At 62.7% G+C, this 23,916-nt stretch carries 26 protein-coding genes; 15 read left to right on the forward strand and 11 right to left on the reverse strand.

Going from position 1 to position 23,916, the window contains the following annotated elements:
- Nucleotides 1-233: 233 nt before the first annotated feature.
- Complete coding sequence (locus Q8L25_RS21405; RefSeq protein ID WP_308921313.1) at nt 234-1,877, reverse strand: methyl-accepting chemotaxis protein; 1,644 nt, start codon at nt 1,875-1,877, stop codon at nt 234-236.
- A 139-nt stretch (nt 1,878-2,016) separates the two neighbouring features.
- Here Q8L25_RS21405 and Q8L25_RS21410 point away from each other — a divergent pair, with 139 nt between their 5' ends.
- Nucleotides 2,017-2,844, forward strand: coding sequence for an AraC family transcriptional regulator (locus Q8L25_RS21410; RefSeq protein ID WP_308921314.1), 828 nt, complete (start codon nt 2,017-2,019; stop codon nt 2,842-2,844).
- On the opposite strand, the gene Q8L25_RS21415 is transcribed toward Q8L25_RS21410, so the two are convergent.
- Nucleotides 2,841-3,095: a hypothetical protein gene (locus tag Q8L25_RS21415; RefSeq protein WP_308921315.1), complete on the reverse strand. Its 255-nt coding sequence runs from the start codon at nt 3,093-3,095 to the stop codon at nt 2,841-2,843. The genes Q8L25_RS21410 and Q8L25_RS21415 overlap by 4 nt on opposite strands.
- 203 nt (nt 3,096-3,298) lie before the next feature.
- Between Q8L25_RS21415 and Q8L25_RS21420 the strand changes: the two genes are divergently transcribed.
- The 7 genes from Q8L25_RS21420 (at nt 3,299) to Q8L25_RS21450 (ending at nt 7,029) form a co-directional block, all read left to right on the forward strand.
- On the forward strand, nt 3,299-3,634 hold the full coding sequence (locus Q8L25_RS21420; protein WP_308921316.1) for a hypothetical protein: 336 nt from the start codon (nt 3,299-3,301) through the stop codon (nt 3,632-3,634).
- A 43-nt stretch (nt 3,635-3,677) separates the two neighbouring features.
- On the forward strand, nt 3,678-4,535 hold the full coding sequence (locus Q8L25_RS21425) for an alpha/beta hydrolase-fold protein (protein ID WP_308921317.1): 858 nt from the start codon (nt 3,678-3,680) through the stop codon (nt 4,533-4,535).
- A gap of 67 nt (nt 4,536-4,602) precedes the next feature.
- Nucleotides 4,603-5,448 carry an undecaprenyl-diphosphate phosphatase gene (locus Q8L25_RS21430; RefSeq protein WP_308921318.1) on the forward strand — a complete coding sequence of 282 codons (846 nt, stop codon included), beginning with the start codon at nt 4,603-4,605 and terminating at the stop codon, nt 5,446-5,448.
- 59 nt (nt 5,449-5,507) lie between these two features.
- Complete coding sequence (mntP, locus tag Q8L25_RS21435) at nt 5,508-6,080, forward strand: manganese efflux pump MntP (RefSeq protein WP_308921319.1); 573 nt, start codon at nt 5,508-5,510, stop codon at nt 6,078-6,080.
- A gap of 131 nt (nt 6,081-6,211) precedes the next feature.
- Nucleotides 6,212-6,430: a DUF2158 domain-containing protein gene (locus Q8L25_RS21440; protein WP_308921320.1), complete on the forward strand. Its 219-nt coding sequence runs from the start codon at nt 6,212-6,214 to the stop codon at nt 6,428-6,430.
- 85 nt (nt 6,431-6,515) lie between these two features.
- Entirely contained in the window at nt 6,516-6,722 is a 207-nt protein-coding gene (locus tag Q8L25_RS21445) for a hypothetical protein (RefSeq protein WP_308921321.1), read from the forward strand.
- 55 nt (nt 6,723-6,777) lie between these two features.
- Complete coding sequence (locus tag Q8L25_RS21450; protein WP_308921322.1) at nt 6,778-7,029, forward strand: hypothetical protein; 252 nt, start codon at nt 6,778-6,780, stop codon at nt 7,027-7,029.
- Between the two features lie 6 nt (nt 7,030-7,035).
- Here Q8L25_RS21450 and Q8L25_RS21455 read toward each other — a convergent pair whose 3' ends face one another.
- Nucleotides 7,036-7,326 carry a hypothetical protein gene (locus Q8L25_RS21455; protein ID WP_308921323.1) on the reverse strand — a complete coding sequence of 97 codons (291 nt, stop codon included), beginning with the start codon at nt 7,324-7,326 and terminating at the stop codon, nt 7,036-7,038.
- 69 nt (nt 7,327-7,395) lie between these two features.
- Here Q8L25_RS21455 and Q8L25_RS21460 point away from each other — a divergent pair, with 69 nt between their 5' ends.
- Nucleotides 7,396-8,115: an SOS response-associated peptidase family protein gene (locus Q8L25_RS21460; protein ID WP_308921324.1), complete on the forward strand. Its 720-nt coding sequence runs from the start codon at nt 7,396-7,398 to the stop codon at nt 8,113-8,115.
- Between the two features lie 3 nt (nt 8,116-8,118).
- On the opposite strand, the gene Q8L25_RS21465 is transcribed toward Q8L25_RS21460, so the two are convergent.
- The 8 genes from Q8L25_RS21465 to queE form a co-directional block, all read right to left on the reverse strand.
- Nucleotides 8,119-9,291, reverse strand: a complete 1,173-nt coding sequence (locus tag Q8L25_RS21465; protein WP_308921325.1) for a DUF418 domain-containing protein — start codon at nt 9,289-9,291, stop codon at nt 8,119-8,121.
- The gene (ldcA, locus tag Q8L25_RS21470; protein WP_308921326.1) at nt 9,288-10,211 is read right to left on the reverse strand and encodes a muramoyltetrapeptide carboxypeptidase; all 924 of its coding nucleotides are present in this window, start codon (nt 10,209-10,211) and stop codon (nt 9,288-9,290) included. Before ldcA ends, Q8L25_RS21465 begins: the two co-directional genes overlap by 4 nt.
- 34 nt (nt 10,212-10,245) lie before the next feature.
- A complete protein-coding gene (locus Q8L25_RS21475) occupies nt 10,246-11,163 on the reverse strand; it encodes an alpha/beta hydrolase (RefSeq protein ID WP_308921327.1) in 918 nt (305 codons plus the stop codon).
- Nucleotides 11,164-11,243: 80 nt separating this feature from the next.
- Entirely contained in the window at nt 11,244-12,407 is a 1,164-nt protein-coding gene (locus Q8L25_RS21480; protein WP_308921328.1) for a ChuX/HutX family heme-like substrate-binding protein, read from the reverse strand.
- Nucleotides 12,408-12,473: 66 nt separating this feature from the next.
- Complete coding sequence (locus tag Q8L25_RS21485; RefSeq protein ID WP_308921329.1) at nt 12,474-14,852, reverse strand: TonB-dependent hemoglobin/transferrin/lactoferrin family receptor; 2,379 nt, start codon at nt 14,850-14,852, stop codon at nt 12,474-12,476.
- A gap of 203 nt (nt 14,853-15,055) precedes the next feature.
- Nucleotides 15,056-15,568, reverse strand: coding sequence for a tRNA adenosine(34) deaminase TadA (gene tadA / locus Q8L25_RS21490; RefSeq protein WP_308921330.1), 513 nt, complete (start codon nt 15,566-15,568; stop codon nt 15,056-15,058).
- Nucleotides 15,561-16,007, reverse strand: a complete 447-nt coding sequence (gene queD, locus Q8L25_RS21495) for a 6-carboxytetrahydropterin synthase QueD (RefSeq protein ID WP_035819191.1) — start codon at nt 16,005-16,007, stop codon at nt 15,561-15,563. Before queD ends, tadA begins: the two co-directional genes overlap by 8 nt.
- A gap of 10 nt (nt 16,008-16,017) precedes the next feature.
- A complete protein-coding gene (gene queE / locus Q8L25_RS21500) occupies nt 16,018-16,653 on the reverse strand; it encodes a 7-carboxy-7-deazaguanine synthase (RefSeq protein ID WP_308921331.1) in 636 nt (211 codons plus the stop codon).
- A 277-nt stretch (nt 16,654-16,930) separates the two neighbouring features.
- Here queE and Q8L25_RS21505 point away from each other — a divergent pair, with 277 nt between their 5' ends.
- From Q8L25_RS21505 to Q8L25_RS21530, 6 genes are all read left to right on the forward strand, one after another.
- Complete coding sequence (locus Q8L25_RS21505) at nt 16,931-17,782, forward strand: sensor histidine kinase (RefSeq protein ID WP_308921332.1); 852 nt, start codon at nt 16,931-16,933, stop codon at nt 17,780-17,782.
- 99 nt (nt 17,783-17,881) lie between these two features.
- The gene (locus Q8L25_RS21510; protein WP_308921333.1) at nt 17,882-18,877 is read left to right on the forward strand and encodes a diguanylate cyclase; all 996 of its coding nucleotides are present in this window, start codon (nt 17,882-17,884) and stop codon (nt 18,875-18,877) included.
- Nucleotides 18,878-18,941: 64 nt separating this feature from the next.
- Nucleotides 18,942-19,229 (forward strand): type II toxin-antitoxin system Phd/YefM family antitoxin, encoded by a 288-nt coding sequence (locus tag Q8L25_RS21515; RefSeq protein ID WP_308921334.1) that lies wholly within the window; start codon nt 18,942-18,944, stop codon nt 19,227-19,229.
- A gap of 1 nt (nt 19,230) precedes the next feature.
- Complete coding sequence (locus Q8L25_RS21520) at nt 19,231-19,563, forward strand: hypothetical protein (RefSeq protein ID WP_308921335.1); 333 nt, start codon at nt 19,231-19,233, stop codon at nt 19,561-19,563.
- 97 nt (nt 19,564-19,660) lie between these two features.
- Entirely contained in the window at nt 19,661-22,531 is a 2,871-nt protein-coding gene (locus tag Q8L25_RS21525; protein ID WP_308925772.1) for a pitrilysin family protein, read from the forward strand.
- Between the two features lie 401 nt (nt 22,532-22,932).
- A complete protein-coding gene (locus tag Q8L25_RS21530; RefSeq protein WP_308921336.1) occupies nt 22,933-23,916 on the forward strand; it encodes a DUF1852 domain-containing protein in 984 nt (327 codons plus the stop codon).

Raw genomic sequence — 23,916 nt, forward strand, 5'->3', positions numbered from 1 at the left:
CTTTCCGGCGAGGGTCAGCGCTCGTATGCCAGCAGGTTCGAGGCGGCAGATTGATTTCCAGCCAGGAGTGGTGACTGAAAGGATGAGGTTGCTTCTTGGGAATTATACATAGTTTTTGCTCCTACAAGTGCCAGAAATCAAGATCGTCTGCATATTTTAACAATCTTTCATCTTTGCACTGTAGGAGCTGACGCTGCCTTCCTGTAGCTGTAACCGCCGCCGCCCCGCGAGAATCAGCCCTGCATCAACAGCGTCTGCTGCCGCTGAGGCTGGTGTGGCGGCGGCGAAGCGTGCATGGCGGCCGGCCTGGCCGCTGCCGCGCCGGCGTCCTGCAAGCGGAATACCTGCACCGATTGCGACAGCTGCTGGGCCTGTTCCTGCATGGCGTTGGCGGCAGCGGCGGCCTCTTCGACCAGGGCCGCGTTTTGCTGCGTCACCTGGTCCATCTGGGTAATCGCTTCATTGACCTGCTCGATGCCGACGCGCTGCTCTTCGCTGGCGTCGGTGATCTCGCCGATGATGCCGGACAGGCGCTGCACGCTGTCGACCACCTGCTGCATGGTGGCGCCGGCCTGCTCGACCAGCTTGTTGCCGGCGCCGACCTTGTCGACCGAATCATCGATCAGGCCCTTGATTTCCTTGGCCGCGCTGGCGCTGCGCTGGGCCAGGTTGCGCACTTCGGTGGCGACCACGGCAAAGCCGCGCCCCTGCTCGCCGGCACGCGCCGCTTCCACGGCCGCATTCAGGGCCAGGATATTGGTCTGGAAAGCGATGCCGTCGATGACGCCGATAATGTCGGCGATCTTGCGCGACGAGGCATTGATCGAGCCCATGGTCTGCACCACGTCGGCCACCACCGCGCCACCCTGCACCGCCACCGCCGAGGCGGATGCGGCCAGCGTACGGGCCGCCTGGGCATTATCGGCATTCTGCTTGACGGCGGCAGTCAGCTCTTCCATTGACGAGGCCGTCTCTTCCAGCGAGCTGGCTTGCTGCTCGGTGCGCGACGACAGGTCCATATTGCCGGCCGCGATCTGCGCCGAGGCCGTGGCGATGGTGTCGGTACCGCCACGCACATCGCCGACGATCGTCACCAGCGCCGCATTCATGTCGCGCAGCGCGGCCATCAGTTCACCGGTCTCGTCTTTTGAACGCACGACGATATGGCTGCTGAGGTCACCCTTGGCCACGCGCTGGGCCAAGGTCACCGCCTCGCGCAGCGGCGAGGTGATATTGCGATTCAACAGGAAGGCCAGCACGCAGGCCAGCAGCGCGGCAATCGCGCCGCCACCGAGCAGGACCACGCTGGTACGCGTTTTCAGGGCCGCGGCTTCCTCGCTGCGCTGCACCAGCAAGCCGCGTTCGGCCTGGCCGATTTCAACGAGCACAGCACGCATGGCATCCATGTCGGCCTTGCCTTTGCCCGCTTGCTCGGCCGCCACAACGGCTTCCATATTGCCGTCGGCCAAGGCAGCGCGGCGCAGCGCGATGATGGGCTCGACGGCCGTCGCCAGCCAGCGCTGCTGGGTCGCCTCCAGGGTCGCCAGCCGGGTTTGCTGGGCCGGATTGTCCGACGTCAGCGCGCGGATCTTTTGCAGATGCTCGCTGAAAATGCGCTTGCCATACAGCAGCGGCTCCAGCGACGCATCCTTGCCCGTCAAGGCAAAGCCCCGCTCGCCCGTTTCGATATCGACCAGGCCTTCGAGCAAGCCGCTCGCTTCGCCCAGCACTTCATAAGTATGCACATTCCAGCGATTGGCTTCGCCCAGGCTGGCAAAATTGCTCTGGGCCATGGTAATCAGGATCGCCAGCAAGGCGATGACGGCGCCGAACGCCAGGTAAAGACGCGTGCCTATTTTCAAGTTCGACAGAACCATGTAACTCTCCATTGATGCGACGCTACGCGACAAGAATGCTGTCCAAGACAGCCATATTGGCGACGATCATAGCGATAAAAATGACATCATTAGTTGCTGTTAGTCTACAATTTATATCTTTCCGTCTTTTTCTTTCCGCATGGACACTCTTTCCGTCTTGCTGTTGCGCCTGGGCTTTTCCGCCGATATTTTTTTTCGCGGCGCTTTTTGTGGCAGCAACCATTTCCCCGTGCAACCGACGCGCGGCCATTTGCACCTGCTGCGCCAGGGTACGCTGACCTTGACGCACGACGATGGCACGCCCTTGCAACTGGAAGGCCCGGCCGTGGCATGGTATCCGCGCCCGCACGCGCATGGCCTGTCGACCGGCGGCGATACCGCCGAATTGCTGTGCGCCAGCGTGCACCTGGCCAGCGACGACGCCATGGTGCGGGCCTTGCCGGACTGCCTGCACCTGGACCTGGCGCAGCTGCCGGCCTTGTCCGCCACCCTGGCCTTGCTGTTCGAGGAAGCCCAGCTGGCCGGCCCCGGCCATGAACTGGTGTTGAAACGCCTGTGCGAAATACTGCTGGTGCAATTGCTGCGCCATGCCTTGCAGCACAAGCTGATCTCGGCGACCACCCTGCCCGGCGTGTCTGATGCCGCCCTGGGCAAGGCCATGCACGCCATGCGCGCGCATCCCGGTGGCAAATGGTCGGTGGCCGAGCTGGCGGCCGTGTGCGGCATGTCGCGCAGCCGCTTCGCGCGCCAGTTTCATGAGATGGTCGGCTGTCCGCCGGCCCAGTACCTGAACCGCCTGCGCATCGAGCGCGCCCAGGAACAGCTGCGGCAAGGCAGGCTGGTACAGGATATCGCGGTGGAAGTCGGCTACAGCAGCCAGCCCGCTTTTACCCGCGCCTTCCGCGCCGCCACGCAGCTGTCGCCGCGTGACTGGCTGGCGCGGGACGGCCGCGACGGGCCGCGTTAGAAATCGAGCGCGCGCAGCACCACGCTGCTGGCCATCAGGTCGCGGCTCAGGTAGGCAAACGCCCGTTGGGCGATCAGCAGGCTGTGCGCTTCGAAGACCGACAAGGCGTCGCCCTGTCCGCCGCCCAGGCTGAGCAGCGCGGTGGAGGTCACGCGGCAGATCTTGTCTGCGCCAAACGCGGCCAAGTGGAAAGTAACTGCCCCGTCGGTCTGGTCGAGCGTCACGCTGTTGCGGAGAATTTTATATGGCATGGAACGTCCTTTGCCGCCATGCGGCGCACTGCGGGAAGGTGTGTAATGAAAGAGGCATGGACATGGCACCAGCCTACCGGCGTTGCTGAGACGCTACCGTCTGTTACCGTACATAAAGAAACGTTTGCATGCGCAATCGACCGGGAATGGTGCTTGCGGCTACAATGCGGCAGATGACTAGCACCAACAGCAATATTACTCAGATGACAATTTTCGATATTCCGCCAGACCAGGATGCCGACCGGCGCCTGGCGCTGTTACGCCTGCTGGAACCGGGCCATGTACCCGGCGCCCTGGCCGCCGACATGCTGGCCGGGAACCTGCCCGGGCTGCACGTGCGCCAATTGCTGGCCCGGCTGCGCAGGCTGCGCGCCGCGCAGTCCAACCTGCTGCATTACGCCGGCGCCACCGGGGCCCAGGCGCAGCAGGAGTTTGGCGCGGCAATTGCCGCACTGAAGGCCGAACTGGCCAAGCGCCCGCATGTTCCCAACAAGCGGGAAGCGAAGGCGCTGCGCCAGGCGGCGGCGAAACAACGCTGAACCGTTCATTTTTTCTGTCACTCACGCTAGCGAGACCCACCCCATGCCACGATTCCATCCTTCCCACCTGCTATTCAGCGCGCTGCTGTGCATTACGGCGCCGGCCGCCACCGCCACCGCCATTGAACCGGCACTGTCCGCCGCCACGCCGCTGGTCATCGGCGAGAGCTTTGCCATCGCCTCGGCCGTGCTGGGCGAAACGCGTCATATCAATGTATACACGGCGCGCGCCTGGGATACCCCGCCGGACGCGCCGTTGCCGGTGCTGTACATGCCCGACGGCGGCATCGCGGAGGACTTCCTGCACATCGCCGGCCTGCTGCAGGTGTCGGTGGCGAACGGCACCATGCGTCCGTTCCGGCTGGTCGGCATAGCAAACACCCAGCGCCGGCGCGACCTGACCGGACCCACCGGGGATGCCAAGGACCGCGCCATCGCGCCGGTGGTCGGTGGCGCGGCGGCCTACCGCAGCTTTATCCGCGACGAGCTGATGCCGCAAGTGCGCCAGCGCTACCGTGGCACCGGTGAAACGGCCATCGTCGGCGAATCGCTGGCGGGCCTGTTTGTGGTGGAAACCTTGCTGCTCGAACCCCAGCTGTTCGACCATTACCTGGCGTTCGACCCCAGCCTGTGGTGGAACCGCGGCTTTTTGCCCAGCCAGGCAGCCGGGCTGCTGGGCAGGCAAGGCGGCAGCAAACGCAGTCTGTATATCGCCAGCAGCAGCGAAGCGGGCATTGCCAGCGAAGTGCAACGCCTGGCCACGGTGCTGGAGCAGTCCGCGCCCAAGGGGCTGGACTGGCATGTGGAACGCATGCCGCAGGAAAGCCACGGCACGATTTACCACCCCGCCGCGCTGAAGGCCTTTCGCGCCGTGTTTGCGCCGAAGATGGACAAACTGTAATCGTCGCCGCAGGTCACGGGAAGGGGCGCGCCGGTAAAATGCAGGCCCGCCCCCAGCAAGGATTTCCATGACCTTATTGCAGCTGTTTATCCTCTCCGTCGTCCAGGGCTTTGCCGAACTGCTGCCCGTATCGAGCTCCGCCCACGTCATCATGGCGGAAAAGCTGATGGGGCTCGATCCCACCTCGCCCGAACTGACCATGCTGCTGGTGATGCTGCACACCGGCACCATGTTCGCCGTCATCGTGTATTTCTGGGCTTCGTGGCGCAAGACGTATTTCAGCTCGGGCGCGGCCCTGCGCGGCAATCTGCTGTTGCTGGCGGCGGCGACCTTGATGACGGGCATCGTCGGCTACGGCCTGCTGAAGCTGATCACCCATGTGGTGATGGCCGGCACGCCCGGCTTCGAGATCGAACACCTGTTCGGCAACGCCAGGCTGATGGCCGCCGCGCTGGCCGCCGCCGGCGTGCTGATCATGCTGTCGTCGCGGCTGCAAGCGCGCCACGATGGCGCGTTGACCTTGCCGCGCGCCATGCTGGTCGGCGCGGTACAAGGCCTGTGCCTGCCATTTCGCGGCTTTTCGCGCTCCGGCGCCACCATTTCCACGGCGATCGCCGTCGGCGTGCCGCAGCGGCGCGCCGAGGAATTCAGCTTCGCACTGGCGGTGGTGCTGACGCCGGCCGTGCTGGTCAAGGAAGGCTGGCGCTTTTACCACGCGGTCAACACCGGCGCGGCGGGCCATGGCGCGCCCTTGGCGCAGCTGCTGGCGCCGAGCTTGCTGGGCATGTGTTTGTCCTTCGTGGCCGGTCTGCTCGCGCTGCGCTGGCTGTCGCGCTGGCTGGAACAGGGCCGCTGGCACTTGTTTGGCGTATATTGCCTGGCCGCCTCGGCAGTAGTGCTGTGGGTAGGGTAAAATCGCGGCGGGCCGTTTTTGGCCCGTCCATCCCAGCCAGGTATTACTGAAAGCCAACGATGAATTTTGCCGCCACCGCCGCCCTCTCGCTCGCCATGTCCACCGACGCCTTTGCCGCCGCCGTCGGCAAGGGCGCCGCGCTGCACAAGCCGCAATGGCGCGAGGCGCTGCGCACCGGCCTGATCTTCGGCGTGATCGAGTCGATCACGCCGCTGATCGGCTGGGCCCTGGGCCGCGTGGCCGCGCCCTACGTGGCCGCCTGGGATCACTGGCTGGCGTTCAGCCTGCTGGGCATCATCGGCGTGCTGATGATACGCAATGCCTTGTCCAATGCCGAAGAAGAAGAGGAACCGGCACGCAGCCATTCCTTCTGGGTGCTGGCTGTCACCGGCTTTGCCACCAGCATCGACGCCATGGTGGTGGGCGCTGGCCTGGCTTTGCTGGGCGCTAATATTTTGGTCACGGCCGCCGCCATCGGCTTTTCCACGTTCGTGATGGTCACCATCGGCGTGATGCTGGGCCGCGTGCTGGGCACGGTGGCCGGCCGGCGCGCCGAACTGGTGGGTGGTTTGATCCTGATCGTGATCGGCTGCCTGATCCTGTACGAACACCTGGGCCACCCGGCTGCCTGAGCGCCTCTGCCAGTTTTCCTTGCCAGCTTTCCCTGTTCAGCACCACCGCCATCGATTATGATGCAGACACTGCCGCAACAGACGGCAGCCTTGTTGTATTGTCCTGCCATAGCGCCCTGAAAGCAGCAACCATGAATCAGTTCAATGAAGGCGATATCGTCCGGGTCAAATGCGGTGGTCCCGACATGACGGTGGTATGTGTCGATAACAATTATTTCTCGCAAGACGACAAACCGCTGGCCGTCTTCTGCATCTACGAAAAAGACCATTTCCTGTTCGAACAGGCGTATCCCGAATATGCGCTCGACATCGTGCGCTACGAGAGGCGGCGCTATACGCGCGAAGACTAGCAGTTAAGTACGCGAACGCACACAGGCACCCTTGCACGCATGCTAGATTCATGACTCTGTGTTGAACCACCGCGAGGAGACTGTCATGGAAACGCTGGAACTGCTGTTTGCGTCCCTGGTCAGGGAAACCGCCGAGTCCATCCGTGATCGCCATCTGCCGTTTGCCATCAAGAATGACCAGGCCGCATGTTTTGCGTGGATGGATGCTCATCCGGTGTCCGGCTATGTGCAGGAAGCCTACCGTGAAATCGAGGAAACGGCGCTGCAGATCCGCGCCATACGCGCCGGTTGATCGCCTGGCGGCAGCGGTTATAATGCCGCGTTGATATGGCTGCTTGAGTGAACGAATGGAAGATGTGAACGTACCGCTGGTGTTTCTGATCGCCTGCGCGCTGATCGCCTTGCTGGCCAAAAAGAACGGCCATTCCGGCTACTGGTTTTTTCTCGCCGCCATCCTGCCCAGCGTGCCGCTGTTGCTGCTGTTGCCGCACGTGGTGGGCGCCGGCTTGGCCATGCAGCCGGCCGTGAGGCTGCCGGTGGCACTGCTGGCGCCATTTGTCTGCCTGCTGTGCGCCTTGCGGCGCAAGCGTCAGAGCTGAACCGGATCAACGCATCGGTGCGCTGTCGGCCAGGCGCCAGCCGATGGACAAGGCCACTTGCTGCGCCTCTTTTTCGTTGCTGCAATCATCATAATCGCAGGTGTCCTCATACGCGCCGCAGGCATGATTCTGGCTGATGAACGAGCCTACCCAGCGGCCGTCACGGCGCTGGGAAGCGGTTGCACTGATGGTGAATCCTTTGTGGATGGTGGGATTTTCCAACGACATCATAATTTCCTCCGCTAAAAAAACGTCAGCCACCTGACTTGACTCCAGTGTGCCGCAACGCAGCATCATGGTCTGTACGCTTGCCCACATTCCGCGCATGCGAACCCGGTTGACGCCCGGATCGGGTATGATTTCGCCATGTGTGGACGATTTGATCAGAACGACACGGCGCGCACGCAGGCCGCCAGTTTCGGCTGGACCGACGCTGTCTTCGACAGCGAGGCCGAACCGCACCTGAATGTGTCGCCCGGCACCTACCGCCCGGTGATGCATATCGAAAACGGCGTACGCCGTGTCGATGATGTGTTCTGGGGCTACCGCCCCGCCTGGGCCACCGCCGCCGAACCGGCGCCGGGCAGGAAGAAAATCCCGATCGCCATCAACGCCCGCCTGGAAAAACTGGCCGGCAGCTATTGGAAACCCTTGCTGCGCAACGGGCGCGGCATCGTCTGCGTGCACGGCTGGTATGAATGGACCGGTGAAAAGGGCGCGAAACAGCCCTGGCATATCCACCGCCAGGACCGTGCACCGCTGTTTTTGCTGGTGCTGGCGCACTTTGGCCCGTTCAAGCACCACCGCGAGGAATCAGGTTTCGTACTGGTCACGGCCGACAGCCTGGGCGGCATGGTCGACATCCATGACCGGCGGCCGGTGGCCGTCAGCCGCGAAGACGCGCACCGCTGGCTGGATCCCGCACTGACGCCGGACGCAGCGCTGCACCTGGCGCGCACCTGCATGCTGGATGCCGAACTGTTCGCATGGCATGCGGTCGACAATCCGCTGGTGCCGGCGGCCCGCGCCAGAAAGACGCCGGCGCAACCGCCGGGACAGGCATCGTTCGACTGGAATGCGGACTGATTTCTAGCGCGCCAGGCGCCGCCACAGCGCCTCGACCGGCCCCTGCCTGAAACGCGCCAGCCAGCAGCGGCTGATAACTATTTGCGCCACCATGATGGCCAGCGCCAGGGCCAGCATCTCGATCGGGCGCAGGCGCGCGCCCCATGCCAGGCCCCAGCCTTGCAACAGAAAAGTGCCCAGCAGCGATTGCGCCAGGTAATTGCTGAGCGCCATGCGCCCGACCGGCGCCAGCCAGCGCGCCAGTGCCGCCATCAGCGCGGGGCCGGCCAGCATCAGCGCCGCCACATAGCCGGCCGCCAGCAGCGGCCCGCCTGCATACAGCAGCAGCTCGAACAGCGTGCTGTTGTAGTTTGTTTGATATGGATCAATTGTTTGCTGCAGCAGCACCGTGGCGGCCAGCAGGTTGAACGGCAAGCCCAGCCCCAGCCCAACGGCGAGCACGCGGCGCCACACATGGCGATGGCGCCGCGGCTCGGTCAGCCAGCCCAGGCGCACCGACAAGATGCCCAGCGAGAACAGCACGATGACATGCGGCAGCATCACGATCACGAACAGCATCTGCATGGCATAGTCGCGCACGCGCAGGGCCGCCACCGCCAGCAGGCCGCCCTCGGTATAGATGGCATAGCGGCCGGCAAACTCCTGCAACTGGCGCGAGGTATCAATCTCGGTCATGCCCGGGCTGGCCGGATACAGCAAGGCCATGAACAGCAGGAAGCCGCCCGCCAGCAGCCAGGCCAGGTTGCGGATGCGGCCCAGCCTGGCGGACGCCAGCGACAGGATCAGCATGCCGCCCAGCGCATAGGAGCTGAGCACGTCGCCGCTCCAGATCAAAAAACCATGCAGCAGGCCGATCAGCAGCAGCCAGCGCAGCCGCCGCTGGTAGGCCGTTTGTGCGGCCTGCCAGCTGCCCAGCTGCTGCCTGAGCGAGCGCGTATGCAGCGCAAAGCCGGCGCCGAACAGGAAGGCAAAGATGGGATAGAACTTGAAATCGGCAAAGGCCGCCACCAGGAAAATGGCGGCCTGGTCCAGCCAAGGCGCGGAAGCGGGCAAGGTACCGTAGCGCAAGGACAAGGTGCCCCAGGCAAAGCCCCAGATATTGACCAGCAGGATGCCGAACACGGCGATGCCGCGCAGCACATCGAGTTGCGCCAGCCTGCCCGGCCGCACGCTCATCGGCTGGCGCGCGCCAGGGTCGGATAATCCTCTACCCGCAGGGTGAAACCGGCGTCATTCGAGCGCAAGTGCGCGTGGCCGCCGAACGGCAAGGTCACGCGGCGGCGGATATGGCCGAATTCCAGGCCCGTCAGCACCGGCACGGGCAGGTGTCCACGCACATAGGCCAGCATGGCCTCGAAATCGTAGCCGTTCTCCATCGGCCCCAGTTTATAGCCTGAAAAGTCGCCCAGCAGCACGGCTTGCTGGCGGCCAAGCACGCCCGCATGCAGCAGTTGCAGCAGCATGCGCTCGACCCGGTAGGGGTGCTCGTTGACATCTTCCAGGAACAGGATGCCGCCGTCGATCTGGGGGAAATACGGCGTGCCCAGCAGATGCACCAGCATGGCCAGGTTGCCGCCCCACAGCTTGCCACGCACATCGACCTGGGGATTGCCATTCGATACGCCCGTGACGGTATGCGTGGGACCTGCCAGGCAGGACCACAGCTGGTCCAGGGTAAATTGTTCCGGCTCGTCGCGCACAAAATCATCGCAGATCATGGGGCCGGCAAAACTGGCGCGGCCGGTCCTGGCCATCAGGCCCATGTGGAAGGCCGTGAAATCGCTGTAGCCGACAAACAGCTTGCCGCTGTCGGCCATGGCCTGGAAATCGATCTCGGGCAGGATGCGGCTGATACCGTAGCTGCCGCGCAAGGCCAGCACCACCTGCACTTCGGGGTCCTGCGCGGCGGCATTGAGTTGCGCCAGGCGCCCTGCTTCCGTGCCGCCGAAGCGCTGGAACTTGTGCGCCGGATCGTAGTAATTGTGGACGGTGGCGCCTTGCGCCTGCAGGCGGGCGATGCCGCGCGCCAGCGCCGCCTCGTCGGGCGCGTAACCGCCGGGCGCCACGATGGCGATGCCGATTTCAGGAGTACTCAATATAGTGGTTCCGGACAGTGGAGGAGTGTTCCGCTCAGGCTGGCTGCGAGCGCATCTGGGGCGCCATCTTACCGTGCAGATGCACATCGATCAAGGCGAGGATGCGTTCGATCAGCTGTGGCGGCAGGTCGTGGCCCATGCCTTCGATCACTTCCAGCCGCGCGCCCGGAATCAGCGAGGCCGTATCGATGCCGCAGGCGAGCGGGATCAAGGGGTCGGCCGCGCCGTGTATCACCAGGGTCGGGCAGGCAATGGTGGGCAGCAGGGCCACCCGGTCGCCCGAGGCGCCGATGGCCACCATCTGGCGCAGCACGCCATCGGGACAGTTGGCGCGGGCCAGCGCCAGCGCGATACGCTGGTGCAGCACCTTGTCGGCAACGGGATAAGCGGGGCTGCCCAGGGCGCGCACGGTGGCAGCCATATGCGCCACCAGTTCGGCCTGGCTGGCGTCCGCCTTCGGACGTTTCATCAAGGCATTACGCGCCACCCTGGTCGGGCCAGGCAAGCCGCGCCGGCTGCTGCTCGACATGATGGACACCAGGCTCGGCACGCGCTCGGGGGCGCGCGCCGCCATCACTTGCGCGATCATGCCGCCCATCGACACGCCGACCAGGTGGGCCTGGGCGATACCCAGGGCCGACAGCAGGCCCAGCGCATCGTTGGCCATGTCGTCGAGCGTATAGGAACTTTTCAGAGGCCAGCCCAGTTTGCTTTTCAGATAGGCCAGTGGCAGGCTGGGCTTGCCGGCATGCGTCATCTTGCTCGACAGCCCGACGTCGCGGTTGTCGAAGCGGATCACGCGAAAGCCCTGTTCGACGATGCCGTCGACAAAGGCGTCTGGCCAGGCGACCAGCTGCATGCCCAGGCCCATGATGAGCAGCACGCAGGGGTCTTGCGGATCGCCATGGCTTTCGTAAGCGATATCGAGGCCGTTGGCCTGGGTAGTTGCCATGATTGCCTTTCCGTTCAACGGCCGCGAGCACCAGCGCCGCGGCCGTGGGATCAGCATAGCATTTTACGGCTGGAACGGCATTACTTGACGCGCGGCAGGCTATCGGCCAGGTCGTTCCACGCTTGCGGCTGCGGCTTGCCGCGCTCGCGCACGCCGAAGAAGGTCAGCACCTGCGTGCCTTCCTTGTCGAAAAACTCGATCGAGGTCACGCCGCCGCGCTTGACGACCCAGCCGCTGCGCAGGGCCGTGTCGCGGATATGCAGGTTGAAGTCGGGATCGAGCACATTATAAAAACCGCCGGCGGCCATGGTTTTTGCTATCTTGCCACTGTAGATCTGCGTCAGGCCCTGGTTGCCGAGGAAGACCATGATGGCGACCTTGTCTTTCGCCGCCTTGTCGAGCAAGGTGCGCAGCGCTTCCGGCGTCACGCGTTCGACCATGCCGGCCGGCGCCAAACGCAGCGCCTGTTCGCGGGTGAGTTTGAATTCACGCAGGATTTGCGCAAACTGGTGCACGTCCGTCATCTCTTTCCAGGCCAGCTGGAATTCCTTCAGGTCGACCTCGGCGTCGGGCTTTTCCGCCGGCCTGGCCACGGCGGCCAGCACGTTCAGCTGGCTGTCCTGCTGCGGCGCGCGGAATGTGGCCAGCAGCTGGTCGAACACGGCCACGCCCGCCTCGCTGCGCACATAGACCTTGTGTACCGAGTCGCCCTGGGCGTCAAAAAATTGCAGGCTGCGCGACAGCTTGCCGTCGCGGCCCGGCTGGGCCACGGCAAACGCGTATTTCCAGTTTTCAAAGTGAAAGCGCAGGTCGATCGCGCCGCCCAGGTAGCCGCCGGCGATATTGCGCTCGCGCGCTTCTTTTTCGGGATCCTGCTTGGCATCGGTCTGGTCCGACTTGTCGCCGGCCTGCTTGAATTTGCTGGCAACGCCGGTGGTTTCGATCACACCGTTTTCATTGCGCGTGATGGCTTGCACCAGGCCCAGGTCCAGCGCGGCGCGCATGATTTCGCGCGGCTGGTTGCCATCGGCCTGCAGGCGCGTGACGCCCTGGCCGAGATTGGTCGCCAGCAGCTGCGCTTCCGAGGCGCCCAGGGCGCGCGCCGCATCGCGGATCTGCAGCTTGGGCTGTTCGGTGCGCAAGGTGGACCAGCGTTCCGCCAGGTTGGCTGGGGCCTGTGCTGAGGAAACGTTTGCGATCAGCAGGCTGCCTAGCAGGGAAAGAACGAGTTTGGATAAGGTCATGAATAGTCCATGTTGTTGAACAAGAAAAGAGCGGCACGGATAGCGCCGCTCTTGGTGAAAAACTGCTTAGTAATTGACGCTCAGGCTGGCCGCAACGTTACGGCCCGGCTTGGCATAGCGCTGGATTTCGCTGAGGTTGGCCGCCGACGTGCCGGCCGCCAAGGTGCGCGAAGCGGCGTAGTCCCAGTATTTGCGGTCCGTCAGGTTGTACACGCCAACGATGATCTTGGCGTTCTTGTGCACGTTCCAGTAGGTCGACAGGTCGAAGATGGTATATGCCGGCACCTTGTAGCGGGCCGTCGTCACGCCCGAAATCACGTCATTGGGCGCCTGCTTGCTGTCCGCATGCACGGCCGTCAGCGCCAGGCCGAACAGCTGGTTCGCGTGGTCGTAGCCGAAAGTCAAGGCAGTCTTGGCCGGCGCCACCGACGCCAGGCCGTCGCGCAAACCGGTCTGGCTATTGGTGGCGCGGCCCTTGGCCACGCCGGTGGCCAGCTCAAGCCGATAGCCTTGCAAGCCTGGCGCAAACGCGCCCAGTTGCGCGCGCAGCGCCAGCTCGCCGCCCCAGGTGCGGGCGTTGCCGACATTTTCAGGACGGAACAGGCCTTGCACGATGGTGGGGTAATTGACCGGATCCGGGTCCTGCCCCACGTATTCGACCATGTCCTTGTAGTCGGTACGGTAGACGGAAGCGTGCAGCGCCAGGCCTTTCACGACATCGCCCTTGACGCCCAGTTCATAGGCGTTGCTGGTTTCCTTGCGCAAGTTCGGGTTGCCCAGCACGGCGTAACCGGTGCCGGTGCCCGTGTAGCTGAACGAATCATAGGTGCCGGTACGCTCGGCCGCCGTCGGCAAGCGCGTGCCGCGGCTGAACGTGGCATAGGCGTCGATCTGCGGCAGCACTTCCACCGACAGGGCCAGGCTCGGGGTGACGGTGGTATCGCTTTCCTTGCGGATTTCCTTCGCCGCGGCCGGCACGGCGATCACATAGTTCTGCAGGTTCTTCGGGTCCAGCGTGCGGCGTTCGACGCGCAGCCCCGGCGTCAGCACGGCCTTCTTGCCACCCAGGCTGAAGGTGTAGTCGTCGCGCGCATACAGCGCCAGCTTGCTGCTGTCCATGTCGGCCATACGGTTCTTGCGCGTGATCTGGTGCACGCCGGTGGCCACCACGGTACGGTCTTCCAGCCATGGGCGGCGCGCCTTGTTCTGTTCGATCTGCAGGCCGTAGACCAGGGCATTGGCCTCATTGACCTGCTTGAACGCTTCGCTGGTCAGGCCGATAGTGTCATTCTTGAAGCTGGTGTCGATGGCGCGCTGGTACAGCACCCGTTGCGAGATATAGCGCGCGTCGGTGTGGTCCTCGATCTTCGAATTCTGCACATAGACCTTCGAGGTCAGGCGGTCGAACAGGGCCAGGTCCTTGAGCACCACGTCGTGGCCGAGGCTGACCCGGGTGCGGCGCGTGGTCGAATCCTGGAAGATGCCGTCCGGATAGCTGGCGGCCGTGATCTTGTTGTTGACGTCGCGCTTGTTCTTGCGCTCGAACATGTCGATCGTCAGGTCCAGCTTCTGTTCGCCCGGCAAGGCCCACACCAGCTTGGACAGCAAGGCGTTCGAGTGCCAGTCGTCCGGATTGACCGGCGTGCTGCCGGCGCTGTCGGTGGCGTCGCCATCGCGGCGCACATATACCGCCAGGCCCTGCAGGGCCGCGCCGATCTTGGCCGCGCCGGTTATGGTATGGGCATTGCTGCGGTTGGCGGTGGTGCGGCCGAATTTGTAGCCGATATACGTGTCCTGCCCTTCGCCCAGGTAGTCTTCCGGCGACTTGGTAATAAAGCTGACGCCGCCACCCAAACCAGGACTGGCGCCGCTGACGGCGGTGGTGCCCGAATCGATGCGCACTTCGCGGAAAGTTTCAGGATCAAAATAATCGCGGCCGGTGCCAAAGGCGTTCAGGGTCGAGCCGTCCGGTTTCGGCGCCGCATCGGGCAGCGCAATGCCGTCGACGTCCAGGCTGACGCGGTTGCCTTCCAGGCCGCGGATGTTGTAGCCCGTATTGCCGGCGCCATCCCACACATTGCCGCCGCCCGAGTTGGCCACCGGCGCGCTGATCAACGGCTGGTAGCGCACGATGCCGCCCATTTCCGTCACGTTCTGGCGTTCCAGGTCTTCGCTGCGGATCACGGTCTTGCTGCCGGCGCGGCGCTCGTATTCCTGGCGCGAGTTGACGACGATTTCGGGAAAGGTCGGCAGTTTCGATGGTTCCTGCGCGGCCGTGCCGGCATTCACGGCAACCGGCGCGGCGGTTTGGGCCTGCGCCGGTAGCAGCGGCGCGGCAAACAGGCTCAGCAAGGCGGCGCGCAGCACCAGGTTGGGACGACGGGCGGCAAGGAAGGCTTGGGGTACGACAGGCGCAGCGCTACGCTGCAGTGGCACGATGGTCATGATGGTCCGGTGTCAGAGTGAGGGCTGGCTCTGGACCACGTTGCATCATGGCTGTGTGGGCAATTCGCTGGCGAAGGGGAAGTGATACTGTAACACGAATCATTCTCATTTGAGAATGACCATATTGGCCATGTAGATGTTATTTCGCAACAGTTATCAAAGAATATTAATTGCAGAGTGACCACATGTCACCCTGCCGTGGCTTATTCCGCTTTTGCAGCGGCCAGCTTGCGCGCCTCGGCCTGGGCCCGGCGGCGCTCGACAAAAAAGGCGCGCAGGAAGTCGCCGCATTCCGCCGCCATCACGCCGCCGGCCAGCGCCGTCTGGTGGTTCAGCGCCGGCTGTTCGAACAGGTTCAGCACCGAGCCGCAGGCGCCCGTTTTTGGATCAGAGGCGCCAAACACCACGCGCGACAGGCGCGCATGCAGCATGGCGCCGGAACACATCACGCACGGTTCCAGCGTCACGTACAGTTCGCAGCCGGGCAGCCGGTAGTTGCCCAGCTTGTCGGCCGCCGCGCGCAGGGCCATGATTTCGGCGTGCGCGGTCGGGTCATGCCGGCCGATGGGCTGGTTGTAGCCCACCGCGATCACCTCGCCATCCTTGACGACGACGGCGCCGACCGGCACCTCGCCCAGGTCCCAGGCATGCTGCGCCTGGTCCAGCGCCAGCTGCATGTATCGTGCGTCAGTGTCGTGCACCGGCGTGTCAGTCATCGGTGACTTCAGCCCAGCAATTCGGGGTTTCATGCAGCACCAGTTTGTGCAGGTGCAAGCCGGTGCCGAAATGGTCGGTAAACGCCGCCTTCAGGATCTCGAAAGCGATGCGGGCCAGGTTTTCCACCGTGGGAATGCGGTCGATGACGACGGTTTTATGGTCGGGCAGGCTGGCCAGGAAGTCGCGCACGGCCGTGTCTTTTTCATAGACCAGGAAGGCATGGTCCCAGACATCGACCAGGTGTTGCTTGGCCAGCGTCTTGACGTCGGAAAAGTCCATGATCATGCCGTTGTCGGAATTGCCTTCGGCTTCGATGACCTTGCCGACCAGGGTGATTTCCACCGTATAGCGGTGGCCGTGCAGGTTGCGGCACTGGCTTTTATGGTCGGGAATGCGGTGGCCCGCGTCGAATTCGAGCTTGCGTGTGATAGTCAGCATAGTGTTTTTATTAAGGTATTTGCAGGAGTTTATGGGTTTGCAGGCTCAGCTTCCATTTCGGATTGCTTTTGCAGGTCTCGATGGCCAGCTTCATGTTTTGCGCGGCCAGCAGGCCATCCATGGCTTGCACATAGAAATTCTCGAAGTCCAGCTGTTCGTAAGCGGCCAGGTCTTGCTGGAATTGCGGGATCACCACCTTGATCTCATTGCCCTTGTGCACCACCAAGGTGGAACCCATCTTCGGGCTGACGCAGATCCAGTCCACGCCATCGGGCACCGGCAAGGTGCCATTGGTTTCGATGGCGATGGTAAAGCCGACCGCGTGCATGGCGGCGATCAACGCGGTATCGAGTTGCAGCAGCGGCTCGCCGCCCGTAAACACCACGTATTTGCTGGCCGTGTAGCTGGTGGGCCACAGGCTGTCGATCAGCGCGGCCAGTTCCTGCGGCGTCTTGAACTTGCCGCCCAGTTCACCGTCGGTGCCGACGAAATCCGTGTCGCAGAACTGGCACACGGCGCTGGCGCGGTCGCTTTCGCGGCCGGTCCACAGGTTGCAGCCCGAAAAGCGGCAGAACACGGCGGGACGGCCCGCATGCGCACCTTCGCCCTGCAGGGTGTAAAAAATCTCTTTGATGCTATAAGTCACTGTATTTCCTAAGAGCGGGCCGGCGCCCTCGCGCATGGGCGGGCAAACCTGGCCTGGGCCGCAAAAGCCGATTGACAACCCTCTATTATAAGCTGGCGCGGCGCTTCCCGTGCAAACGCCGTGCCGGCCATGGCCTGGGCACGGAAACAACACTCGCCACCTGCAGTGCAGCATTTTGCGCCCGGTTTGCGCCGGCGCAAACCGGGCCGCTTCCCGCAACTGTATTTTTAATTAATGATATTGCCGAATGGAAAACACCTTGCGCCCGGGGAACTGCATGCCTGCCGCCAGCGAGTCCGCGAACCACCTTGTCAACCTGCTCAGCGCGTGCGCCGTGCTGCTGGGCGTGATCGCCCTGCTGCTGCTGTGGCGCCTGCGTGAGCTGTACGCGCAAATGCAGGACGACCAGGTAACGCTGCAGCGAGCGGAACACGCGCTGCATCTGGCCCGTCGCCAGCTTGACCAGATGGCCGCTGACCGGCAACACATCCAGGCCCGGGAGCGCCGCCGCCTGGCGCGCGACTTGCACGATGACCTGGGCCAGTATCTGCTGACGCTCAAAATGGATGTCGCCAGCTTGCAGGCCCATGCCGACGGCCCCGCAACCCGCCTGACCCAGACCATGCAGTTCATGGCCGGCAATATCGACAAGAGCATTGCGGCCTTGCGCTGCGTGATCGCCGGCCTGCGCCCGCCCGCGCTGGAGCAGGGTCCGCAAGCCGCCCTGCGTCAACTGCTGGCGGAGTTCACGCGCGCCACCGGCATTCCCGTCAAACACGCCTTCGTGCTGGCCGATGCACACCAGGCCAGCCTGGGCTTGCATGAAACCGTGCTGTACCGCGCACTGCAGGAAGCGCTGGCCAATATCGCGCGCCATGCGCAGGCCACGCAGGTGCAGGTGCGCCTGCAATGCCAGGGCAGCTTGCTGCAACTGTATATCGCCGACAATGGCATCGGCATGCGCGACGTGACGGCGCGCACCGGCTGTGGACTGGCCGGCATGGAAGAACGCCTGCAGGAAGCGGGCGGCGTGCTGCGCCTCGCCAGCCGGGTCGGTGCCGGCACCACCTTGCAGCTGTCGCTGCCGATGCTGGCCGGGCAAGGCGCAGCGCCGGTCCGAGTCGCTTGACGATGGCTATTTATTGCCATTTATCAATATCTATTACTTGCCGCACTGCATCATTAACCCCTGCCCACTCCCGCCACCACCTCACGCAAGGAAGCACCCATGCCGGACACCCACGCAAGCATGCATGCGGCGCCAGCAGCGCCTTATGCCGCATCGCATGATTTTGCCGTCAAGATGATGGAAATGCTGGTCGTACCGACCTTTGTCCTCGATGCCCACGGCAAGATCATGATCTGGAACCGCGCCTGCGAACAGCTGACGGGCGTGCCGGCCGCCGAGGTGCTCGGTGGCGACCAGCACTGGCGCTGCTTCTATGCGCAGCGGCGGCCGACCCTGGCCGACCTGCTGCTGGCCGGACACGGCAACACGCTGCCCGTGCCTGCCGGCCAGCAGTCCTGCCGCAGCGGCACCGGCGAGAACCTGTGCGCCGAAAACTGGTGCGACATGCCGCGCACGGGCCGGCGCCGCTACCTGGCGGTGGACGCCAGCCCCATCTATGGCAAGCATGGCGAGCTGATCGCCGTGGTGGAAACCCTGCGCGACATCACCGAGGAGAAGCGCGCCCAGGCCGCGCTGGAACGCCTGGCCATGCACGACGGCCTGACGGGCCTGGCCAACCGCCGCTGTTTCGACGACACCGTGCAGGCGGAATGGCAACGCGCCCAGCGCCAGCAACTGCCCTTGTCCCTGCTGATGGTCGACGTCGACAATTTCAAGCAATACAACGACAGCCACGGCCACATGAAGGGCGACGATTGCCTGCGCAGGGTGGCCGGCGCGGTGGCCAGCGAGATGCGCAGCAACGACCTGGTGGCACGCTACGGCGGCGAAGAGTTCGCCGTGATCCTGCCAAACCAGTCCCTGAAAGGCGCCGCCATCGTGGCCGAGCGCATACGCCATCGCGTGGAGCGGCTGCGGTTGCCAAGCGACCATGCCGGCACGCCGTGCGTGACCGTCAGCATCGGCGCGGCCACCGCCCTGCCCGGCGTTGGCACGGAACCGGCGCAACTGATCCATACGGCCGACAGCGCGCTGTACCGCGCCAAGCACCTGGGCCGCAATCGCATCAGTTTGCCTGAAGTGGCAAGCTGCTGACATGCCACAAGACCAAATTTGATATATATTTGGTCGCATCAACCCAATCATGATGGGAGCCAGCATGGACGCCACCGAACGCATCAAACCCATTTCCTATTTAAAAGCCAATACGACCGAGATCGTCAGCGGTTTCGATAGTGGCCAGCATGATCCCATCATCATCACGCAAAATGGCGAAGCCAAGATGGTGGCGCTGTCCATGCACGCCTACCAGGAAAACAAGCGCCATTTGCGGCAATTGCGTGAACAGCATGCGTTCATGAAGCTGATCGCCATGGGCAATGCCGACATCGCGCGCGGCGACACCGTGACGGAAGACGATTTCCTGGCCCGGCTCGACCAGGATTGACATGACCCGCATCGTCATGCTGAAAAGTGCCGAGCTGGACTTCAAGGAACTGTGCCATGACTTCAAGGCCCGTCATGGCGCGCCAGCCTGTGCGGCATTCAGGGCCGCCTTCAAAACCTTGCTGACGGACCTGAAACAATTCCCCGACAGCGGCGCACCCGTTACCGAAGCCGCTGCCGTCGGCATGCTGATACGCCAGCGCATATGCGAGCAGGGCCGCGTGGTGTATCACCATGAGCAGGCCAGCAAAACGATTTATATCCGCATGTTCCTGCCCACCCAGCGCAACTTCCTCGAACACCTGACCAACCGCATACTGCGCCCCGGCTTTTGACACGCTCGGCTTCCCCTATGCACGACAGCAAGATTATTCTATGCTGCGGCGTTGCACTTTCAACTTATCCCGAAAGAAGGAGCCCTACGTGTCAAGAATGATTCCTGCATTTGCCCTGGCTTTGTCGGCCATGGCGTCATCCGCCATCGCCCAGCAAGCGGCCACCACCCCGCCGGGCAAACCTGCCAGCGCCAAAAGCGCTGCCGCCGCCAAGGCCGACCTGCTGCCGTTCAGGGCGACCGAAAAAACGCTGGCCAATGGCCTGAAAATCATCGTCGTGCCGACCGGTTTTCCGAATATCGTCTCGCTGCAGATTCCCGTCCAGACCGGTTCGCGCAATGAAGTCGAGCCGGGCAAGTCCGGCTTTGCGCATTTTTTTGAACATATGATGTTCCGCGGCACCAAGGCTTATCCGCCCGAGCAATACCAGGAGATCATCACCAGGGCCGGCGCGCGCCAGAACGCCTACACCAGCGACGACCTGACCAATTACCACACCACCTTCGCGAAAGACGACCTGGAAACCGTGCTGAAGGTGGAAGCGGACCGCTTCCAGCACCTCGATTATCCGGAAGACGCCTTCAAGACCGAATCGCGCGCCGTGCTGGGCGAGTACAACAAGAACAGCGCCAATCCGGTGTCGAAACTGTTCGAAGTGATGCGCGACAGCGCCTACACCACGCATACCTACAAGCATACGACGATGGGCTTCATCAAGGACATCGAAGACATGCCGAACCAGTACGCGTATTCGAAGCTGTTCTTCGACCGCTGGTACAGGCCGGAACGCACGACCATCATCATCGCCGGCGACGTCGAGCCGCAAAAAGCCATCGCGCTGGTGGAAAAATACTGGAGCAAATGGCAGCGCGGCAAGCAGCAGGCGGCCGTGCCGGCGGAACCGGCGCCACGTGGCCCCGTCTACAGCCATGTCGCCTGGCCGACACCGACCCTGCCCTGGGTGGCGGTGGGCTTCCACGCACCGGCGTTTTCCGTGAAAGACAAGGACCAGGCCGCGCTGGCGACCCTGCTGTCGCTGTCGTTCGGCCGCACCTCGCCGCTGTACCAGCGCCTGGTGCAGAACGAACAGAAGGTCGATCAGCTGTTCGACATGACGCCGAACCGGGTCGATCCGACCCTGGCCGTGATCGGCGCGCGCGTGAAAAACATCGATGACGCCGTGTACGTACGCGACGCCATCCTGAAGACCGTGGCGCAATTGCGCGACACGCCAGTCAGCGACAAGGACCTGGCGGACGCCAAGTCGGCGCAAAAATACGGCTTGATCCGCTCGCTCGACAATACCGAGCAGATCGCCGGCACCTTGGCCTCCTACGTGCATTTCGACCGGTCTTATGCCACCATCAACCAGTACTACCGCCTGCTCGACACCCTCACGCCAGCCGACCTGCAAGCGGCCGCGCGCGCCTATCTGACGGACGAGCGCCTGGTCGTCACCACCCTGTCGAACCAGGCCATGCCGTCCGCCATCGCCACCACGCCAAAGCTGGCCAGCCTGCTGCCGGCCGCGCCGACGGCGAAATTCGACGTGCTGGTGCAAAAATCGAGCTTGCCGCAAATCCGCTACAAGCTGCTGTTTACGGTAGGCTCGGCGCAGGACCCGCAGGGCAAGGAAGGCCTGGCCGCGCTGACGGCCGCGATGGTGGCCTCGGGCGGATCTGGCCAGCGCAAGATCGACGAGATCAACCAGGCCCTGTTCCCGCTGGCCGGCAGCTTCAGCCAGCAGACCGACAAGGAAATGACGACGTTTACGGGTGCCATCCACAGGGATAACTGGGCGCAGTTCAACCAGATCGCCCTGCCGCAGCTGCTGTCGCCGGGTTTCCGCGAGGACGATTTCCGCCGCCTCAAGGATGGCCAGAAGAACGCGCTGCTGCTGGACCTGAAGGACAATAACGAGGAAGAATTCGCCAAGGAACGCCTGCAAACCAATGTGTATGCGGGCACGCCGTATGGCCATCCGGTGCTGGGCACCCTGGCCGGCATCGAGGCGATCACCCTGGACGACGTGAAACAGTTCTGGAAGAGCGCCTACGCACAAGGTGCGGTCAAGGTCGGCATCTCCGGCGACGTCTCCGACGGCATGACGGCTTCGCTGACGCAGGCGTTGGCGCAGCTCCCAAGCGGTCCTGGCTTGCCGGCCAGCGTGAAACCGGTGGGCCACAAGGCGCAGGGCCTGCAAGTGGAGATCATCGAGAAAAACACGCGCGCCACCGCGATTTCCTTCGGCCTGCCGCTCGACGTGACACGCACGCATCCGGACTTCCCGGCCCTGTGGCTGGCGAAAACCTGGCTCGGCGAACACCGCGCGTCGAACTCCTATCTGTACCAGCGCATCCGTGAAATCCGCGGCATGAACTATGGCGACTATGCGTATATCGAAGCCTTCCCGCGCGGCATGAACCAGTTCTTCCCCAGCCCCAACCTGGGCCGCAAGGCGCAGCTGTTTGAAATCTGGATCCGCCCGGTCGCGCCGGAAAACGCCCACTTCGCGCTGCGCGTGGCCCTGACGGAATTGGGCAAGCTGGTCGACAACGGCCTGACGCAGGAACAGTTCGAGACCACCCGTGGCTACCTGATGAAAAACGTCTTCGTGATGACCTCGACGCAGGACCAGCAACTGGGCTATGCGCTCGACTCGCAATGGTATGGCACGCCCGAGTTCACCAAGCTGATGCGCGATGGCCTGTCGAAGCTGACGGTGCTTGACGTGAACAGCGCCATCAAACGGCACTTGTCGGCGCAGAACCTGTCGGTGGTGATGGTGGCCAAGGATGCGGCCGGCCTGAAGGAAAAGCTGGCCAGCGATGCGTTCTCGCCGATCAAGTACGACGGCAACAAGCCGCAAGCCTTGCTCGATGAAGACAAGGTGATCGGCGCGATGAAGCTGAACATCCAGCCGGCAGCCATCGTGGTCACGCCTGCGGCGCAGGCGTTTGCCAGGTAAGTTCGCAGTCGACAGCGGCGGCCACCCGATGGCCGCCGCAGGGCGCTCGCCCCGTCCAGCCTGCTGAAGCAGGCCGGATACGTACCAGCCGGCGATTCGACCAGATTCGCCGGCACATCCCCTTCCCAACCGTCAATTGCCGCGCGCTGCCGGCCCTCCTGCGGAAGCACCAGTTTGCCACCCATTCACGGTTGGCATGCATCCCCATACTCAACATGAATTTTACTAATACTTGAATGAGATCAATTCACTTTACGCATGTCAATAACTCGGCATAAAATACGCAATACTCATCATCACAGTCATTATAAATACTGTCGAGCGGGAAGAACAACAACAAGATTTAAAACACTGAATAAACCTATTCAGATTTTTGGCAGAAATCAGGACACCAGATCACCATGAGCAAAGATTTTACCTTCAGCATCAAGAGCATTTGTTTCGATGAAAACTATCATCCGGCAGATAATACGCGCATGACGACCAACTTTGCCAATCTGGCCAGAGGACTAAGCCGCCAGGAAAACTTGCGCAATACGCTGAGGATGATCGCCAATCGTTTCAACAACCTGGCGCATTGGGACAACCCGAACGGCGATCGTTATGCTGTCGAGCTCGACATCATTTCGGTCGAGATGAATATTGATGCCGAAGGCAGCAATAATGCGCTGCCGTTGATCGAGATATTGAAACCGAATATCATCGATAAAAAAACCGGCGAGCGCATCGATGGCATTGCAGGCAATAACTTTTCATCCTACGTGCGCGACTACGACTTCAGCGTGCTGCTGCCAGAGTACAACAATAACAAATCCAGCTTCAGCACGCCCGATAATTTCGGCGATTTCCATGGCAAGCTGTTCAGGCACTTTGTCAAGTCAAGCACTTACCGAGAGCATTTCAAGAAGCCGCCGGTGATCTGCATCAGCGCCTCGAGCAGCAAGACTTATCATCGGACCGAGAATCAGCATCCCATCCTGGGGGTCGAGTATCAACAGAATGAATTCTCGTCGACGGATCAATATTTCGAAAAAATGGGCATGCAGGTCCGCTATTTCATGCCGCCCAACAGTTCCGCACCATTGGCCTTTTATTTTATCGGCGACCTGCTTGGCGACTACACCAATCTTGAACTGATCGGCACCATCAGCACGATGGAAACATTTCAGAGGATTTACCGTCCCGAGATCTACAATGCCAATTCCGCGGCGGGGAAGTTTTATCAACCCAGCCTGAAGAACCAGGATTATTCATTGACGCAAATTGTCTACGACCGGGAAGAGCGCAGCCAGTTGGCCGTCAAACAGGGAAAATATACGGAAGAGCACTTCATCAAGCCATATAAAAATATTCTCGAACAATGGGCTGCGAATTACGCGCTCTGA

The organism is Janthinobacterium sp. J1-1 (genome assembly GCF_030944405.1).
In the GTDB taxonomy this organism is placed as follows: Bacteria; Pseudomonadota; Gammaproteobacteria; order Burkholderiales; family Burkholderiaceae_D; genus Janthinobacterium.

What these genes read in the sequence shown, in the direction of transcription:
- Q8L25_RS21515 (WP_308921334.1), top strand. Translation starts at nt 18,942, where the DNA reads ATGGACGCCACCGAACGCATCAAACCCATTTCCTATTTAAAAGCCAAT.
- Q8L25_RS21410 (WP_308921314.1), top strand. Translation starts at nt 2,017, where the DNA reads ATGGACACTCTTTCCGTCTTGCTGTTGCGCCTGGGCTTTTCCGCCGAT.
- queD (WP_035819191.1), bottom strand. Translation starts at nt 16,007, where the DNA reads ATGCTGACTATCACACGCAAGCTCGAATTCGACGCGGGCCACCGCATT.
- Q8L25_RS21415 (WP_308921315.1), bottom strand. Translation starts at nt 3,095, where the DNA reads ATGCCATATAAAATTCTCCGCAACAGCGTGACGCTCGACCAGACCGAC.
- Q8L25_RS21445 (WP_308921321.1), top strand. Translation starts at nt 6,516, where the DNA reads ATGGAAACGCTGGAACTGCTGTTTGCGTCCCTGGTCAGGGAAACCGCC.
- Q8L25_RS21465 (WP_308921325.1), bottom strand. Translation starts at nt 9,291, where the DNA reads ATGAGCGTGCGGCCGGGCAGGCTGGCGCAACTCGATGTGCTGCGCGGC.
- Q8L25_RS21480 (WP_308921328.1), bottom strand. Translation starts at nt 12,407, where the DNA reads ATGACCTTATCCAAACTCGTTCTTTCCCTGCTAGGCAGCCTGCTGATC.
- Q8L25_RS21430 (WP_308921318.1), top strand. Translation starts at nt 4,603, where the DNA reads ATGACCTTATTGCAGCTGTTTATCCTCTCCGTCGTCCAGGGCTTTGCC.
- Q8L25_RS21520 (WP_308921335.1), top strand. Translation starts at nt 19,231, where the DNA reads ATGACCCGCATCGTCATGCTGAAAAGTGCCGAGCTGGACTTCAAGGAA.
- Q8L25_RS21505 (WP_308921332.1), top strand. Translation starts at nt 16,931, where the DNA reads ATGCCTGCCGCCAGCGAGTCCGCGAACCACCTTGTCAACCTGCTCAGC.
- tadA (WP_308921330.1), bottom strand. Translation starts at nt 15,568, where the DNA reads ATGACTGACACGCCGGTGCACGACACTGACGCACGATACATGCAGCTG.
- Q8L25_RS21450 (WP_308921322.1), top strand. Translation starts at nt 6,778, where the DNA reads ATGGAAGATGTGAACGTACCGCTGGTGTTTCTGATCGCCTGCGCGCTG.
- Q8L25_RS21485 (WP_308921329.1), bottom strand. Translation starts at nt 14,852, where the DNA reads ATGACCATCGTGCCACTGCAGCGTAGCGCTGCGCCTGTCGTACCCCAA.
- Q8L25_RS21475 (WP_308921327.1), bottom strand. Translation starts at nt 11,163, where the DNA reads ATGGCAACTACCCAGGCCAACGGCCTCGATATCGCTTACGAAAGCCAT.
- Q8L25_RS21420 (WP_308921316.1), top strand. Translation starts at nt 3,299, where the DNA reads ATGACAATTTTCGATATTCCGCCAGACCAGGATGCCGACCGGCGCCTG.
- Q8L25_RS21425 (WP_308921317.1), top strand. Translation starts at nt 3,678, where the DNA reads ATGCCACGATTCCATCCTTCCCACCTGCTATTCAGCGCGCTGCTGTGC.
- Q8L25_RS21440 (WP_308921320.1), top strand. Translation starts at nt 6,212, where the DNA reads ATGAATCAGTTCAATGAAGGCGATATCGTCCGGGTCAAATGCGGTGGT.
- Q8L25_RS21455 (WP_308921323.1), bottom strand. Translation starts at nt 7,326, where the DNA reads ATGATGCTGCGTTGCGGCACACTGGAGTCAAGTCAGGTGGCTGACGTT.
- Q8L25_RS21510 (WP_308921333.1), top strand. Translation starts at nt 17,882, where the DNA reads ATGCCGGACACCCACGCAAGCATGCATGCGGCGCCAGCAGCGCCTTAT.
- mntP (WP_308921319.1), top strand. Translation starts at nt 5,508, where the DNA reads ATGAATTTTGCCGCCACCGCCGCCCTCTCGCTCGCCATGTCCACCGAC.
- Q8L25_RS21525 (WP_308925772.1), top strand. Translation starts at nt 19,661, where the DNA reads ATGATTCCTGCATTTGCCCTGGCTTTGTCGGCCATGGCGTCATCCGCC.
- Q8L25_RS21460 (WP_308921324.1), top strand. Translation starts at nt 7,396, where the DNA reads ATGTGTGGACGATTTGATCAGAACGACACGGCGCGCACGCAGGCCGCC.
- Q8L25_RS21530 (WP_308921336.1), top strand. Translation starts at nt 22,933, where the DNA reads ATGAGCAAAGATTTTACCTTCAGCATCAAGAGCATTTGTTTCGATGAA.
- Q8L25_RS21405 (WP_308921313.1), bottom strand. Translation starts at nt 1,877, where the DNA reads ATGGTTCTGTCGAACTTGAAAATAGGCACGCGTCTTTACCTGGCGTTC.